The sequence below is a fragment of the Paenibacillus sp. FSL R5-0475 genome (assembly GCF_038004585.1).
Taxonomy (GTDB): Bacteria; Bacillota; Bacilli; order Paenibacillales; family Paenibacillaceae; genus Paenibacillus_AQ.
Genome location: NZ_JBBORK010000001.1, coordinates 6,515,439 through 6,532,116, shown reverse-complemented (window position 1 = coordinate 6,532,116; position 16,678 = coordinate 6,515,439). Strand labels below are relative to the sequence as shown.

Annotated in this window: 14 protein-coding genes; 4 read left to right on the top strand and 10 right to left on the bottom strand. The window is 43.3% G+C overall.

All coding sequences use genetic code 11. From position 1 onward, the window contains the following. Positions 1-33: 33 nt before the first annotated feature. The 10 genes from MKX41_RS29150 to MKX41_RS29105 form a co-directional block, all read right to left on the bottom strand. A complete protein-coding gene (locus MKX41_RS29150) occupies positions 34-2,655 on the bottom strand; it encodes a polynucleotide kinase-phosphatase (RefSeq protein WP_340974253.1) in 2,622 nt (873 codons plus the stop codon). Then, positions 2,655-4,037 carry a 3' terminal RNA ribose 2'-O-methyltransferase Hen1 gene (locus MKX41_RS29145; RefSeq protein WP_340974252.1) on the bottom strand — a complete coding sequence of 461 codons (1,383 nt, stop codon included), beginning with the start codon at positions 4,035-4,037 and terminating at the stop codon, positions 2,655-2,657. Before MKX41_RS29145 ends, MKX41_RS29150 begins: the two co-directional genes overlap by 1 nt. Positions 4,038-4,079: 42 nt before the next feature. Then, on the bottom strand, positions 4,080-4,883 hold the full coding sequence (locus MKX41_RS29140) for a nucleotidyltransferase domain-containing protein (protein ID WP_149646447.1): 804 nt from the start codon (positions 4,881-4,883) through the stop codon (positions 4,080-4,082). Positions 4,884-5,250: 367 nt separating this feature from the next. Continuing rightward, positions 5,251-7,275, bottom strand: coding sequence for a hypothetical protein (locus tag MKX41_RS29135; protein ID WP_340974251.1), 2,025 nt, complete (start codon positions 7,273-7,275; stop codon positions 5,251-5,253). Beyond that, positions 7,250-8,152: an ABC transporter ATP-binding protein gene (locus MKX41_RS29130; protein WP_340974250.1), complete on the bottom strand. Its 903-nt coding sequence runs from the start codon at positions 8,150-8,152 to the stop codon at positions 7,250-7,252. The genes MKX41_RS29135 and MKX41_RS29130 overlap by 26 nt, the downstream gene beginning before the upstream one ends. Then, complete coding sequence (locus MKX41_RS29125; RefSeq protein WP_076283874.1) at positions 8,145-8,534, bottom strand: GntR family transcriptional regulator; 390 nt, start codon at positions 8,532-8,534, stop codon at positions 8,145-8,147. The genes MKX41_RS29130 and MKX41_RS29125 overlap by 8 nt, the downstream gene beginning before the upstream one ends. A gap of 168 nt (positions 8,535-8,702) precedes the next feature. Then, a complete protein-coding gene (locus tag MKX41_RS29120; RefSeq protein ID WP_445671333.1) occupies positions 8,703-9,455 on the bottom strand; it encodes an amino acid ABC transporter ATP-binding protein in 753 nt (250 codons plus the stop codon). Between the two features lie 15 nt (positions 9,456-9,470). Further along, positions 9,471-10,130 (bottom strand): amino acid ABC transporter permease, encoded by a 660-nt coding sequence (locus tag MKX41_RS29115; RefSeq protein WP_042185116.1) that lies wholly within the window; start codon positions 10,128-10,130, stop codon positions 9,471-9,473. Between the two features lie 29 nt (positions 10,131-10,159). Beyond that, positions 10,160-10,930, bottom strand: coding sequence for an amino acid ABC transporter substrate-binding protein (locus MKX41_RS29110; RefSeq protein WP_340974247.1), 771 nt, complete (start codon positions 10,928-10,930; stop codon positions 10,160-10,162). A gap of 211 nt (positions 10,931-11,141) precedes the next feature. Next, positions 11,142-12,263, bottom strand: a complete 1,122-nt coding sequence (locus tag MKX41_RS29105) for a polysaccharide deacetylase (RefSeq protein WP_076283871.1) — start codon at positions 12,261-12,263, stop codon at positions 11,142-11,144. A 484-nt stretch (positions 12,264-12,747) separates the two neighbouring features. Here MKX41_RS29105 and qoxA point away from each other — a divergent pair, with 484 nt between their 5' ends. From qoxA to qoxD, 4 genes are read left to right on the top strand one after another with little or no spacing between them, the layout of a single operon-like run. After that, entirely contained in the window at positions 12,748-13,743 is a 996-nt protein-coding gene (gene qoxA, locus MKX41_RS29100; RefSeq protein ID WP_076283870.1) for a cytochrome aa3 quinol oxidase subunit II, read from the top strand. Between the two features lie 38 nt (positions 13,744-13,781). Next, positions 13,782-15,725, top strand: a complete 1,944-nt coding sequence (gene qoxB / locus MKX41_RS29095; protein ID WP_042185110.1) for a cytochrome aa3 quinol oxidase subunit I — start codon at positions 13,782-13,784, stop codon at positions 15,723-15,725. Then, positions 15,722-16,318: a cytochrome aa3 quinol oxidase subunit III gene (gene qoxC, locus MKX41_RS29090; protein ID WP_076283869.1), complete on the top strand. Its 597-nt coding sequence runs from the start codon at positions 15,722-15,724 to the stop codon at positions 16,316-16,318. Before qoxB ends, qoxC begins: the two co-directional genes overlap by 4 nt. Position 16,319: 1 nt before the next feature. After that, the gene (gene qoxD / locus MKX41_RS29085) at positions 16,320-16,613 is read left to right on the top strand and encodes a cytochrome aa3 quinol oxidase subunit IV (RefSeq protein WP_179085737.1); all 294 of its coding nucleotides are present in this window, start codon (positions 16,320-16,322) and stop codon (positions 16,611-16,613) included. Positions 16,614-16,678: the final 65 nt, after the last annotated feature.

Genomic DNA, 16,678 nt, shown 5'->3' with positions numbered 1-16,678 from the left:
ACCTCAATTCATAACTCATTTCTATTCTATTCTCTACAGCCGTGGATCTACAGGATCAGACTCCAAAGACAGCGCAGCAAGCACACATTCATGTACGCGTTCTATCGGCTCTTTACGAATAAAACGTTCCACCGATTCCCGGCTAAGCGCACATTCCATTAAGGCATTTCGCTCTTTTTTGCTTGTTTTGCGCTGCTTGAAGCGTTCAAGATTGTCCGGCTGTAAATAATCTATTCCATAGATAATATGCAAATATTTACGCCCTCTCACCTTGAGTGCAGGCTGAACCAGTTTATCTCCATTACGTGTTATAAACGTTTCCGGTTTGATAACAATCCCTTCATGCCCATCCTCCGTCATCTCTTCCCACCAACGGATTATCTGTTCCTCGTCCGCTTCATTACAAACCGTGCGGTATTCAGTCTCCATAAATAAAGGTGACAACTCCGCTAGTTCACGATTATGCTCCATATGCCAAAGATGGCTGTGCTCAAAGAAAGTTTGTCCGCTATGCGCAAGCGTGTGGAAGGGAGCAATCTTAATCCCCTCTAATCCACTTACGTCCCAGCAATACTTTTGGAAAGCTTCCTTAAAAAGATGAGCATTCTGGAGCTTCTCCTCCATTTCCTGTATCCACGAGGTAACATCTCGCCCTGATCTTTCAGCCTCACGCAGCTTCTCCAAAAGATGCTCCCGATCTAACAGTGCTGCTTCAGCCACATGTGCATATTGGGAGGAAATCAGCTCACGCGCTTTCAAGTTCCACGGTACGATCTCCGCATCTAGGAGCAGCAAATCCGTGTTATTTTTCGCAAAATAATTCGCCTGCACGAGATCCGCGTTCAGCCTACGTAACACTTCAGATTCAGTATCCCTGTCAAAAAAAGCTCGGCCAGTACGTGTATAAATCGTGCCTAACGACGGCCTGCCCACATATGGTAATGCCGCCTCTTCATCCCGGAATAACAATAGGATGGCCCGGCTGCCCATATGCTTTTTCTCCGCGATCATTGTCTTCACACCTTGTGCGCGGAAATAAGCAAAAGCTTCACGCGGATGCTCCAGATAGTTCTCATCTATAGACACTGAAGGCGGCGGACTCATGGTCGGTGGGATATATACCAGTTCCTCAAGTGGAACCGTAAAGTGGGAGACCGTGTCTATGGCCGCTTTAACGAATTCTCCGCGCGCAGTTATTTCACCATAAAGGTCAGTCTGGACTGAGTAGCCTTCCACGAATTTACGCAGGTTAGGCGGTGAGAATCTCCCCCGCTCCCAACGTATTAACGGACTGTCCGGATCACCTGCATAATCGCGTTTCGCTTTAACACTAACAAATTTTCCTTCAGGGTAACGGTACGCAGTTAAAGATCCGCCAAATACAGCACCCTGGTCGATGTTCACTGTATTTTTTACTACGGTTGGGAAAGGTCTAGGATCATGCCCCCAGACGATGATCTCCCCAGATTCGTGTTCGACATACCATTCTTTCCTTACAGGAGCACCCTTGCCATCCATTCCATCAGTGTCCCCATATCGGCAGAAGTCCTGAATCCGTTTGGACTGCTTGCCGATAAATTCATCGCTAATTCCGGCATGGGTAACTACGACCCGCCGCACGCCATTGCGGCCAAACAACAAGTGGCTAGGCGCGGACAAAAGAAACTGTTTAAGTTCATCCCTAAGCCTTTTTGCTTCCTCATCGCCTGCTTCTAGCGCAAACGCCTCCAGCTCAGCGGCGATATTCTCGTCTCCGTGACTTAATGTAACTTTGCGACCATCCAGGTAGCGGGCGATTTTCCAGCCATGGTTGCTGTCGATCATGCGGGCGATTCCAGCATCTACATGCTTTTTCCAAAACCTCATCGTCTTCAGCGATTCCGGGCCCCGGCTCATCACATCCCCCACAGAAATTAACTGCCTACCCTCGGGGTGTTTGTACAATCCTTTCTCGTCTTCCTTATATTCCAATCTTTCGAGTAGCTCGATCATCTCTTCATAACAACCATGAATGTCGCCGATTATATCAAGTCCTTTATCGATTTCAACCCAAAGCGGGTTCTGCTTACGTTCAAAAAGTACTGACTCCGTATTTTTCAAAAAATAAGTCGAGGCAAAGCCCTCGTCCTTAACACTCCGTAGCGAACGCTTGAACTGTCCATATTGTTGCTTGACCCGCTGGCGTCCTCGTGGATGCTCACGCTGTACATCCCGCTCCAGCAGCGTTTCCTCTGTAACATCGAGCACCCAGGCCATACATGGAACATTATACTTATCTGCTAAATCTAAATATTGCTTACGGTATTCCTCTTGCAGATGTGTAGCATCCACCACCGTCAGTTTTCCAAGTCGGCAGCGCATGGCAATGACTGAATTCATTGCTTCAAAGGCTAGACTTGAGAGCAACTGATAATCATTAAAAATAATATCTGCTTCTTCGCGGGGACGATTCTTCCAATCCATAAAATCAGTGTCGCCAAGCATGCTACGGAAATCATCCGATGAGACGATTTCTGTCTGCAACAACGTGCCTTCATCTACTAATCTACGCAGTAAAGTACTTTTGCCGCTATTGGAGGGACCCACCAATACAATAATTCCTGCATGCGGAAAAAGAATGGTTCGTTGCTTTTCTTTTTGCTCTTCTGTAGTCATTACACTGCTCCCTCCTTCCTAAATATCGCCATCTGCGTCGGGTATCCAAAAGCGTCAGAACCCTCGCCAATTCCTTTAAAATCAACCGAATAATCAAAGGAGCTCGTCCAGCGCATACACCACTCGGAGAACTCTGCTCGTCCCCATTCAAAACGGTGATCACTATGCCGCATTTCTTCCGATTCCATCTCATACACCTCGTTATACTCCTTGTTCGGTGTAGTCAGGATCAATACCTTAGGACTATATTCCGCCAGAATAGTCTCCATCACTCGAGCCAGCCTATATTCGTCGATATGCTCAATAACCTCACATAGAATCATAATATCCTTGTTCCGCAGCGATTCATCGAAGTAGAACAAAGAACCTGTAACAGGCGTCGGCACGGTAACTCCTTCTCGGTCTTCAAGCTTCGAGAAGCGGTCTATTGCGCGTAACTGTGAGTTTGCCGAAGGCTCAACCGCCCAAATCTGCTTAACGCCCGGCACACTTCCGAGTCTTGCCGAAAGTTTTCCTTCACCGGAACCAAAGTCAACAATACTACTCTTGAAGGCCAACCCTTCTACTGTTTCTGCAATCGCCGCATAACGCAGATCATTTAATCTAATTTTAGGCTCAGCTGAAATCTCAGCAGGAGTAATAGCCACTTTTTCAGAAGAAGGGGTGGATTCCTCACCATCAAATTGCTTAATAAGATTAGCAAATCGTAGTGACCGCTTGAGAATTAACGCACGCAACGGATGACTATCCAACCAACCTTCGCCATAACGCCTGATTTTTTCAATCTCATCATCACTGATAAAATAATGCTTATCATCATCTAATGCCGGAATCAGAATGAACAGTTGACGAAGGGCCGTTTGCAGCGTCTGTTCTCCCCGCAGCCTAATGTATCGTGCAGAACTGCGGCTTTTTAAATCAAAAGAATACACTGCATCTCCTCTTTCAAGCTCAAGCTCGTAGCCAAGTACATGAAACAGTTCCTCAATCGTGTGATCAGGCAGGTTCGATGCTACTGGGCCAAAGGACAGCTCCAATTGAAATTTGTGATCTACCCAAGGCAAAAATACTTCCTTAGGCTTTCCATTAAGAGCTGTACCTAGCGCTGGACGGATATAAGAGCAGAACCGGCTGCTCGTAACAAACTCCCGATCGTTAATATATTGTGTGATGTCATTATGAGCTGTATTTCCTTTAACTAGAGCTATTGGATCTGGTGTGACATAGATAACGGCCTCTGTCTCTTCGTCGGAAGCTGCAGTGAATACTATACGCACTCTAGCTTCTTTATCGCTCCTGTCATATAAATTATGCGGGTTTTTAGCCAGCAGATGGGACAACATCCCTGCTCCTGACCCCGTCGCCTTGATAATCAAATGCATAGGCTTCATCTCTCCTTAATTAACAATTATTGAATTGTGAACTTACCAGTTCCATTGCCCCGTTTCTCCCCAGACCTCTATCAGTGCTGATCGGAACAAGACATCTAACGCTTCATCCATAACACCAACACTCTGTTCAAAAGCAGAAGCAACCGCCTCGTAATGAGCAATTCTCTCCTCCAAATAAGTATTGATAACATCCAAGCGCGGCTCCAGATTTAGTTCATCACCGGACATTTTACGAGATAACAGGTTCTGCACGGCTTCCTGTAATTCTGAACCTTGTGGAATCAAATCCTGTACAAGCACATTAAAATCGAGCGGAGGCACTTCGTTGTATTTTTCAATCCAAGCGCATGCTAAGAGTGGTCTTAATACGTAAAAATATTTCTTAATTTTAACCTCACTGCCTTGCAGATAATCCCGGTAATTTCCTCGCGCCATGTTCAAATAGTGGTAAATGCATGATTTTGGCGAAAAGCTTTGTGGCGAGAGTTCACGGATACTTTCGGCTACAGCGTATTTTTCTTCATAGCGAATCGGTGATTCTAACCATTCCAGCAGAGGCGGATTAGATTTCCGAAATAGATTAAGCCCCTTCTTCAAGTCCCAACCGTTAATATCAAGCATGTCACTGATCGGCCGTTCTATTACATCCCTGTGCTCAAAAATAGATAAATATGCCTCAGGTCTTCGTATGTATAAGAATCTAACATCATAATCACTATCTTTGGATGGAAATCCCCAAGCCCGGCTCCCCGATTCACACGCATACAAAATGCGGACTTGTTCTTCAGATTCAATGGTCCGAAGCTGCTGAATGATCGATTGATGTATTTCCGACATATTAACCCCTCCCTTAAACCTTCTAAATATGCAAAAAAGGCCATGGACTCCATCGTCCATGGCCGGGCTTCACCTAAATACAGAACTCCTTACCGGTTAATATAGCGTTGTTGATTCACCGGAAATGAATACACTGATTCTAAGGCTGACCTGTAAGCCAAGGTAACAGATGGACGCAAATATGGATAAGCATTATACGATGGCTGATTATTCATATTGTTATTCATCTGTCCTTACCCCCAAGTCAAATTATATTTTATTCAGTACCATTTCATCCTTAACCTATCTCCAAAAGCATAATCCAACTATCCAGTTTCTGTCAACCAGTAGTCTTTTTCTGTAATCTTTTACTTACCTTATTTTTAGCTTATTTCAGCAACGCTTTCAATTCAGGCGTCATATCGGACGCTTTTAACATAACGAAATCACTATAACCCTCCTTATACAGCAGCTTCACAATGTAGTTGCCATTCTCAACTCCATAATTGAAACGATGATCTAAAATATCCGTTAATAGTGCCTTATCCTTCGTAACAACTGTACGATTCTTTTCACGTGCAAGCACTACTCTTTGTTCAGGACTCGTAGGATTCTTAGGTGTTTGCTTATCCATAAAGTCGTCTTTTACAATCTCTGCCGATTGGATATCTTCAGCTGTTATTCGTATTTTATCGGCATAGCCTTTTTCGTTCATCCACTTTTCAAGCTCATGGAAAGAAGACTTCCACGGAAAATAATAACCATAATCTGTAGAAACTTGATTACTGTTCTCTTTTACCTTTACCTCTACTTGGATATTAGCCACATCAGGTTTTCCGTCCTTATCTATCTGTACTTCGTAGGACATATTCGAAATTTCGCGTTTGATAATCTCTTTTAGCTCTGAAATTTCCTGAGGATCAGAGATGGCTACTTTTTTATTCCTGTTAGTAACCCACATATAATCCAGGTCTTTGTCTAAGAGAGCTAAATTATACTTTTCATACTTGTAAGCTTCGGTATCCTTAACCGCCTTGAGCTCTGATTCAAACCCCTTATTAGGGATCCAGTATTCCCTCACTAGCTTGTGACCGTTCTCCAATTGATAGGCGATGGTAAAATATTCATAAGCGTATTGTTGTGAAGTATGTTCTGGACGTACCGCAATTACCGCTTGATGAAGTTTACGGACAGCTTCTATATAATCTTTATCATCGGAAAAAGGGTCCTGCCCCATATAGGGTGTAGTAGTGTACAAATCATCCGTGGGGGTATACCAACGGTAGTTAGATCCCATATACACACCACTAATCTTATCACCGGAAGGTAATCTAGCTTCATACCCGGTAACACTTGATATCGGGATATACAGAAGTAACCCCAGCATTACTGCATAAACCGCAAACTCTGCTAACACTTTACGCGTCATAATCTGCCATGTTTTCCGAATAATCATTTCCGCAGCAACATAGCCGATAATGGCTCCAATGGCATATCCACTAATTACCCAGCCCATTTGCTGTTGCTTCATTTGTGCAAAATAATTCCCGGAAATAAGCATAGTACATAACATAACCCCTGCTTTAAACAGCGGGTTGAAATATCCAAAAGCAATAGCCTGACCCGCTTTTTCCGTATTACGTTTACGGTATAACAGGTAGGATAATCCAATAAATAAAAGGGACAATACTCCATAAATCCACAATTCTGTATTGGTAAATGGTTTGCCGGTAAAATAATACACGATATGAACAAACGGAGACCACATCTGCAAACTAGAATCACGGAAGTTTACATTTGCATTTGCATAACCATAAAGATACATGACTAAATGGCTATTGATTAATGAGATCAGTACAACAGGAAGAATAAGCAAAATATAAATGATAATTCCCTGAAGAATAGATTGGCCCGTGCATATTCCCACAAAAACACTAAAGCAGAAGAGGAACAAAGTCAGAATACTAACTGTGATACACCATTGCCAAATATCTGCGCCCTGAAAAATATAAAAATTACCACTCCATCGCTTAACAACCGCAACCACCCCTGCAGTTAACCAAACCGGCACCAACAGTAAGGTAAGTCCACTTGTCAGATGAGCCGTAAATAAATGCTCTCTGCGTAAAGGCAGGCTATGCCATAGATCTGATGGAGATTTTGCCTGAAGGTATCGGAATAAAAAGAGTCCAGCAGCAACAGGGATCGTAATAATGAACAATGCTTGCACATTACCAGAGATGCGGAATAAATGATCGATTTCCTGCGGTTTTGCATTTGGATCGATACTCATAAACAGCTGCAATGGAAGTGCGAACATTAGGCCAAGTGCATATATAATCCCTATCCAGCCATGCTGGCGGAAATTCTGGCGAATAATACTGCTATTAAAGTAGTATCGGCTGCGCGTCATATCCGACATCCCCCATTTCATAAATAAAGATCTCTTCTAACGTTAATGGAAGCAAATCGAATACGTATGGCTCGTACACTTGAAAAGCCGCTTTAATTCGCTCACGATCCCCTTTTACTATGTACAGGTTCACGCTCCCCCGGCGTTCTTGATGTAATATTTGCAGCTTCGCTGCTAACGGAATTTCATGCCGTTCATCCCGGAAGGCCACTTGAATCTTATGTGTATCCGCCTTAAGATCATCCAGATCCTTCTCAATCAGCATCTTCCCACCATGCATAATCCCAACATGATCACACAGATCTTCGATCTCACGAAGATTATGTGAAGAAATGATTACCGTCAGCTCGCGTTCAGCAACCTCCTGAAATAGCAGGTTTTTGATCTGGCGTCGCATTACCGGATCTAACCCGTCAATCGGCTCATCCATAATAAGCACATCCGGCATACAGCTTAAACATAACCAGAATGACGCTTGCCGCTGCATCCCTTTGGAGAAACGACTAAGCTTGCGCTTCTTATCGAGCTGAAAGACGTTCCCCAAATCATCAAAACGCTTCTGATTCCAGCTCGGATAGATCGAGCGATAGAAGGCTGCCATTTGCAGCATGGTGGATTGCGGAAAAAAGTAAGGAGAATCCGGCATAAAAATAACCCTTTGCTTAGTCGTCGGATGTTCGAATACCGCTTCACCATCCACCTTCACGGTCCCTTTATCTGGAGAGAAAATGCCTGCCAAGGTCTTCAGCAGCGTAGTTTTACCCGCGCCATTAGAGCCGAGCAGCCCATAAATCGTCCCTTTACGTACCGTTAAAGAGATATCGTCTACTGCCTTCTCCCCTTGAAATAACTTACTGACGCCTCGAATCTCAATCATCACTTTTCCCTCCTTCTCTCTGCTTCTCCACTTGCTCATACAATGAACTAATCTCAGCTGCGGTGAACCCAAGGTATACCGCTTCCGCCATCAGTCTAAGCAACTCAGCACGTACTTCGGCTTTTTTAATCTCATTCTGTTCTTTTTTCATTGGGGCTACAAAACTCCCTTTCCCCTGCAGTGAATAGATATACCCCTCACGTTCCAATTCACGGTAAGCCTTCTGAATCGTATTGGGATTCACGGTTAGCTGTTGGGATAATGTCCTTACCGAAGGCAGTTGTTCATCAGTCTGCAAAATACCATGTAAAATCATCTCCTTGACCTTATCGGTCAGCTGCTCATAAATCGGCTTGCGACTGCGAACGTCCAATTCGAACATAACCATCCTCCTTTCACTGTCTTCCCTTAGTTCATGATGATGTGTATTAACTGTACTACTATTATTAATACAGTTCAATCTTTATGTCAACGCAAAAACCCCCACAGTTATAAAAAACTGTGGGGGTTTTTTCTCATGAATAGACACTTTATTAGCCTGAGGCGGTATTCATACTCTCGTCTCTTGATTCAGAAAAATTCGAGTGCGCTCCTGCTGTGGATGATCAAAAATCTGCTCTGGTGTTCCAGACTCCGTAATCTCACCATTGTCCATGAAAATCACACGATCAGCCACATCACGAGCAAAGTTCATCTCATGAGTGACAACAATCATCGTCATATTCTCCTCAGCAAGTTGACGGATGACGCGTAGTACCTCACCCGTGAGTTCAGGATCAAGCGCGGAAGTAGGTTCATCGAACAATAGAATATCAGGATTGAGCATTAATGCTCTCGCAATAGCAACCCGTTGCTTTTGTCCACCCGACAGCTTTGCAGGATACACATCCGCTTTTTCAGCAAGTCCAACCTTAGAAAGTAAGTTCTCGCTTCTAGCCGTAATCTCCTTCACGCCCTCCCGTTTCAACATCCTTGGAGCTAGCTCTAGATTGCCTCGCACCGTTAAATGTGGAAATAGGTTAAAGTGTTGAAACACCATTCCCATGGACGCCGTGATCTCACGAATACTTGCTCCATTAGCGTATTTTCCATTCTCCACGAGCGGCTTGCCTTGGATGAAGATGCTTCCACCCGTAATTTCCTCTAGATGTACTAGACTACGCAGCATCGTACTCTTACCTGAACCTGAAGGCCCGATAACAGCGACGGCTTCTCCCGCCTGGATATTGAAACTAACCTTCTTCAACACATCCAATTTGCCGAAGGATTTCTGTAAATCACTTACTTCTATCATGTTACTCATATTCAGACAGTCCCTCTACTCGAATTTAAAACGTTTCTCCAGTGCTTTGAAGAATAAAGTGAGCACCAGCGTCATCAGTAAGTAAATCACTCCCGCCACTACAAAGGGGGTTACAGTAAAGTCTCGATTTACTGCTGTTTTGGCATAGTTCAGTAGCTCAGGTACAGCAACGGCATACAGCAGAGCCGTATCTTTGACCAAGGAAATCGATTCATTGGCCACGGCTGGCAAAGCTACCCTAAACATTTGAGCTAGAATTACCTTGCGCAGCGTTTGCCATTTACTCAGTCCGAGTACTTTGGCTGCTTCATGCTGCCCTTTATCAATGGAGAGCATACCCCCACGGAAGATCTCCGCGAAATAAGCCCCATAGTTAAGAATAAACCCAAGACTCGCCGCAACGAAGCGGTCCATGACCAGATATTCCCCGATGACCGGAATCTGTGGTAAACCAAAGCAAAAAAATAACAATTGCAGTAAAAGTGGTGTTCCCCGCATGACATAGATATAGGTATGTGCAATCCAAGCCACGGGCTTGATCACACTCTTCGCCATCAAAGTGACTAGGAACCCGAGCGGAATCGACACCAAAATAACGATAAGAAACAATAAAATAGTTGTACGCGCGCCTTCTAACATCGGCCCGGAAATTTGTATTATATAATCCATTTTCATTTCTCCAATAAACTCTATATATTGACCTTCTATTTCAATACCTTATTCTCACCAAACCACTTCGTGGAGATCTTCTCAGCCGTTCCGTCGTTGTTCATTTCATCCAAAGCCTTTTGAAGTTCTTCCAGTAGTGCCTCATTGCCTTTCTTAATTCCAATACCGTACTGCTCAGGAGCAAGCGATTCATCTAGTAGCTTAAAGGTATTAGGCTCTTTTGACATATAATATCTGGCTACCACTTCATCAATGACTACACCGTCCAGGCGCTTAGTCTTCAAATCTGTGAGCGCTAGCACATTATCCGGAAATTCCGAAAGATTAGCAATTTGGTCTTTAATCGGATTAGCATTTAATGCATCGGCAGCGGAGGATAGACTTTGAAGTCCTACCTCTTTACCAGCCAAATCTTCAAGCTTGGAAATAGAGGAATCCGCTAATACGACTACAACCTGACTATTCTCAAGATAGGGCTTAGTGAACACTACCTTTTCCTTACGCTCATCTGTGATGGTATAACCATTCCAAATCATATCAATGCGCCCACTATTCAGTTCTGACTCCTTAGCTGACCAGTCAATAGGCTGAAAAGTGATTTCTTTGCCCATTTTCTCAGCTGCAGCTCTTGCATAGTCAATATCAAACCCAACAATTTCATTACTCTCATCTCTAAAGCCCATCGGAGCGAACTTATCATCAATCCCGATCACCAGCTTTCCATCCTTGCTCCCAGAAGACGAACAGCCTGATAAAGCTGCAATAACCATGATCATAAATAAAACTAAAAGTGCATTTTTCTTCATCTCTTTTATCCCCCATCGTTGACACAGTGCTGTGTGCTTTAGTTCGCTAATACGTTATCAGAGTATCATGATAACATGACAAATTAACTACGTCGATAGATTAGAGAAGCCTACATGTGTCAAATCTACAAAGATTTCAGACAACAAAAAAAAGACGACAGATCAAATCTGCCGTCTCAACAATATGAATGATTTAATTTCACTATCAGATTTAGCGCTTATCGTTCCAAAAATTGTTAGGCTCCATATCTGAAGTAATAATATGAAACGCATAGCCTTCTTTCTTCAGCGCCGCTAGGATGCGTGGAAGAACTTTAAGTGTAGCCTTTTGATCATGCATTAGAATCACCGGGCTACTCTTCTTCAGACTATGAACTTCTCTCATAACCGTATTATAAATGGAATTACTATCGTTCTTATATCTCCAATCCTCAGAGTCAACGTTCCAATCCCACAGATGGTACCCTTGAGTTAGTATCTTATCTCTATAAGCTTTTGTTAAATAAGGTTTACTACCATAAGGTGTACGAATCAGTGTTGTACTTTGACCTGTAATCTTCTTCAGAATTGCATTATCGTCATTCATCTCTTTCAACGCAGAAGCTGGAGAAGCATAAAATTTATCTTTCACATGTGTCATGCCGTGCAAAGCAGGTGCATGTCCATCTTTCACTAAGCGTTTCACTTGAGACGCGTGTGCGTTCATGTTATTTCCTAACATGAAGAAGGTTGCCTTCGCATCATACTTCGCCAAGATATCAAGTAGTTGAGAGGTTGTAGCGGATGGGCCATCATCAAAGCTAAGATATACAACTTTCCCCTTTGTGCCTGTCGTCCCTGTAGGTACATTTTGTTGCAAAGCCTTTTTATGTTGATTCACGAATGCAGCATCGTCTAATTTAGCCCCGGAATTGTACACTCTTAATAAAGATTGAGCTGGCTTAAACGAAATTGAAAATCCAAGATGAGAGGTCATCTTCACAGGAACCATCGTTCTACCATTTTCCACAAATGTTTTCAGCGGAATAGTCTTTCCATTAGGGAGAAGAGCTGTTGCATGATCATTCAGCAGTTCGATGGAACCGTTGTTCCCTTGAACATGAATGCCAACACCCTGAAGGGTAAGATTCAGATTCAGTTCTAGGGACAAATCACGCAGTGAAACATAATATGTATCCTTTATCGACACTGCATCAATTTTAGTTAATTTATCGTTCACCCCTAATTTCAGGGATCCTGCTGCACCCGCTGCATTCACTGTATCTATCTCTCGTACCAAACCCGTACATACGAATAATACTACAAATAATAGCCACACTTTCTTTTTAAACATCTCAAAAAATCTCCCATCTCGTATATTTACCTATAACATTATCATAGATTAATAGGTAGAAATTTGAGAGATTGTAACTTAATACAGAATAATTTGTTACCCTTTTTAAGACTTGCAGATATTTCGACAAAATTCGCCAAATACGGATTTCGGCCAAATCCTGTCACACCAACAAAAAATGGTTAAATTCCAATCCTTTTGCACAAAATAGATGTGTCCAAATTAGCAACTTTAGTAAATTATTGAACAAAGTTTGAACAGAAATAAATAACCATTAAACAGCGTGGCTACAGTGATCTTTATCATATCATTAGGAACTTGTAACAAATTGATCACACATATTTAACTTGATCGCCATTATTAAGGTCTATTATGGATTATATGGAAAAATAAGTCTTTTGCTTTCTTTCTCATTAGTTCTTACTATATATGAAGGTAATGATGAGGGTTAATTAATAGAAGTATTGAAGGAAGGAGCTTAAGCATGAACAAAAAGGGACCGTTATACGCTTTATTTCTCAGCCTAATTTTACTCTTGCCAGGATGCAGTTCAATCGCTGTTCTGAATCCGAAGGGGCCGGCTGCGAGAACTCTGTCTGACACGATCATCCTCTCCATTGTTATGATGCTCGGTGTTCTAGCAGTTGTCTACATCTTATATGTCTTTGTACTTTTGAAGTACCGCGCTAAGAAAAGTAATGAAGATTATATTCCTCCTCACGAGGAAGGAAACAAATGGTTGGAGGCCATCTGGATTACAATCCCGATTATTATCGTGGCCTTCCTCTCCGTGGTCACTGTCAAAACGACAGTAGATGTAGAAAACGTTGCAGCGGATTATAAAGATCAGAAACCGCTTGTAATCTACGCTTCCTCCTCCAACTGGAAATGGCATTTCAGCTATCCTGAGGAAGGTATTGAAACCGTAAACTACGTGAACATTCCAGTTCACCGCGCTGTCGAGTTCAGATTGTACTCTTTCGGTACGATCTCAAGTCTCTGGATCCCTCAATTGGGAGGACAGAAATATGCGATGAGTGACATGCTTACCACTCTGCATCTTTCAGCGGATACTGTAGGTTCTTATACCGGAAGAAATGCGAACTTTAATGGTAAGGGTTTTGCCCACATGGAGTTCGAAGCCCTTGCGATGACTGATAAGGACTATCAAGAATGGGTAAAAGATGTTAAAGAAACAGCAGGTCCATTAACTGAAGACGAATTCAAAAATCTTTTGAAAATGGAATATGTCGGACGCAAAACATACACCAACACTCACTTATCCTTTAGCCCTCCTCCGGGAGAACATGGCGACCATATGAGTAATAATGGTAAAGAAATGGATATGGATAATGGAACTATGGAACATCAGGATAATAAAGAAATTCATCCGTCTCCTGCACCATCTAGCGAGACAGAATTTAACAGCGAACCTAATCCAGAACTGGATGAACAGAGCACTACACATGAAGGACATTAGTCCATGTTAATTGAGCAACTTGAAAGGAGCGTTTCCTAATGGATTGGGATAAATTTAAGGTCCATGGCGAACCCCTGATTTACGGGGCTATGGCAAGTATTGTTTTAGCTACAATCGGGATTATCGTCGGCCTAACCTATTTTAAAAAATGGGGATATTTATGGCGCGAATGGTTAACTACCGTTGACCACAAACGTATCGGGGTTATGTATATCCTTGCTGCGCTACTAATGCTTTTCCGCGGCGGCGTTGACGCTATTATGATGAAGCTGCAAACCGCAGCCCCAGACATGAAATTTCTTGACGCACAGCATTACAACGAGGTATTTACAACACACGGCTTGATCATGATCCTCTTTATGGCCATGCCGTTTATTATCGGTCTGATGAACGTTATCGTACCGCTACAAATCGGTGCCAGAGACGTTGCCTTCCCACGTCTTAACGCTGTCAGCTTCTGGCTCTTCTTCTTCGGAGCAATGCTGCTTAACATTTCGTTTGTTATCGGGGGATCACCAGATGCTGGTTGGTCTGCATACTTCCCACTAGCAAGTATAGAGTTCAGCCCAACGGTGGGTAACAACTACTACTCGCTCGCGCTACAAATATCGGGTATCGGTACACTCCTCACAGGCGTTAACTTTATTGTAACGATTCTGAAGATGCGTGCTCCTGGTATGAAGCTGATGAAAATGCCAATGTTTACATGGTCCGTTCTAATCACGAACGTAATTATCGTATTCGCTTTCCCAGTGCTTACGGTTGCGCTCGCTTTGATGATGTTCGACCGGTTATTCGGCTCTCAATTCTTCACGATGGCCAACGGCGGTATGGATATGTTATGGGCCAACCTTTTCTGGGTATGGGGACATCCAGAAGTATATATCGTTGTACTACCCGCCTTCGGTATTTATAGTGAAATTATCGCCACCTTCTCCAAAAAGAACCTGTATGGATATACATCCATGGTCTTTAGTATGTTGATCATCTCCCTCTTGTCCTTCTTAGTATGGGCTCACCATTTCTATACAATGGGTCAAGGCGCTATGGTTAACAGTTTCTTCTCGATTACTACAATGGCCATTGCCGTTCCAACAGGTGTGAAAATATTCAACTGGCTATTCACCTTACGAAAAGGGCGAATATCATTTACGACGCCGATGCTATATTCGCTCGCGTTTATCCCGATCTTTACGATTGGTGGGGTAACAGGTGTCATGCTGGCCATGGCCAGCGCCGATTATCAGTACCATAATACAATGTTCCTGGTAGCACATTTCCACTACGTTCTCATTCCAGGTGCTGTATTCGCCGTTATCGCAGGTTTCCACTACTGGTTCCCTAAAGTATTCGGCTTCCGTTTGAACGAACGTCTTGGTAAACATGCCTTCTGGTGGATTATTATTTCCTTTAACGTATCGTTCTTCCCACTGTTCCTTCTCGGACTTAAGGGAATGACACGTCGACAATACACTTATTCTGCGGATACCGGATTTGGTCCGCTCAGTATGGTCTCGTTCATAGGGGCGATAGGTCTTACAGTCGGATTTGTAATTCTGGTGTATAACATCTACTGGAGTACACGTTATGAACCAAGAGATACAAATGGAGATCCATGGGATGCACGTACACTGGAGTGGGCAACGAAAAGTCCGATTCCAGCTTACAACTTCGCAGTGGTTCCAACCGTAAAAACACGCGATGCCTACTGGTTCTCTAAACAAGACAACGTACCTCTATACGAAGACAAGATTACTAAGATTCATATGCCTAGCAATTCAGGCAAACCATTTATTCTGGGTGTTATCTTCTTCATTGCAGGATTCTCTCTGGTATTCAGTCTCTGGATTCCAGCCATTCTCTCTGGAGTAGGTATCCTCATCGTTCTAGCTGCTATGTCCTTCGATCGGGATCATGGATTCTACATCCCTGCAGAAGAAGTTATTGCTACTGAAAAGAAATTGCGGGGTGAGACAATATGAAAATAGATGCGTCTAAGCCGCTTGAATACTCAACAGAAGAGAATAGTAATAAAATCTTTGGCTTCTGGGTCTTTCTAGGAGCAGAGATTGCACTGTTCGCTACGTTGTTCACTGTTTACTTTGTAATGGTTGACCGTTTTGCCAGCGGCCCTAGCGGGCCGGACCTTTTTGAAATTGGTCCCGTGATGATCGAAACATTACTGCTGTTGACAAGCTCATTTACGATCGGTCTTGCAGTTCATGCTATGCGGCATGGTTACCAGAAAGCTATGATGGTCTTTTTCGGACTAACCCTACTCATGGGTCTCGGCTTCCTTGGTATTGAAATCATGGAGTTTGTCACTTATGTTCACGAAGGGGCTACACTTCAAACCAGCGGATTCCTATCCAGTCTCTTTGTACTGCTGGGAACACACGGAGCTCACGTATCGTTCGGGTTCCTGTGGGGTGCGGCTATCTTAATCCAGTTGAAGCGTCAAGGTATTACTCCGGCTACGGCCAATAAATCCTTTATCTTCTCGCTGTACTGGCATTTCTTGGACGTTGTCTGGATCTTTATTTTCAGCTTCGTCTATCTGAAAGGACTGATGTAGCATGATGAAGCAACTGTTTCCAATTCGCCATGTGATGGGTTTCTTAGCCTCTCTTGTCCTTTCTGTGGCTGCACTTGCTGTAATCTACCTTGATCTATCTAATAGTGCGAACATGGCTATCCTGCTTATTACAGCGCTCATTCAGGCTTCCCTGCAGCTCTTCCTGTTCATGCATATTGGAGAATCAGCTGATACCAAGAAAGAACTCTACCTCAATATCGCCTATGCCTTATTCGTTGGCTTAGTTACGATCTTTGGTACGCTCTTCATCTTCGTATGGGGCTGGTATGCTTAACTCCATTCAATAACACACAAAAGGACGTCTCCAAAGCCTAAATGGCTCTGGGACGTCCTTTTTTT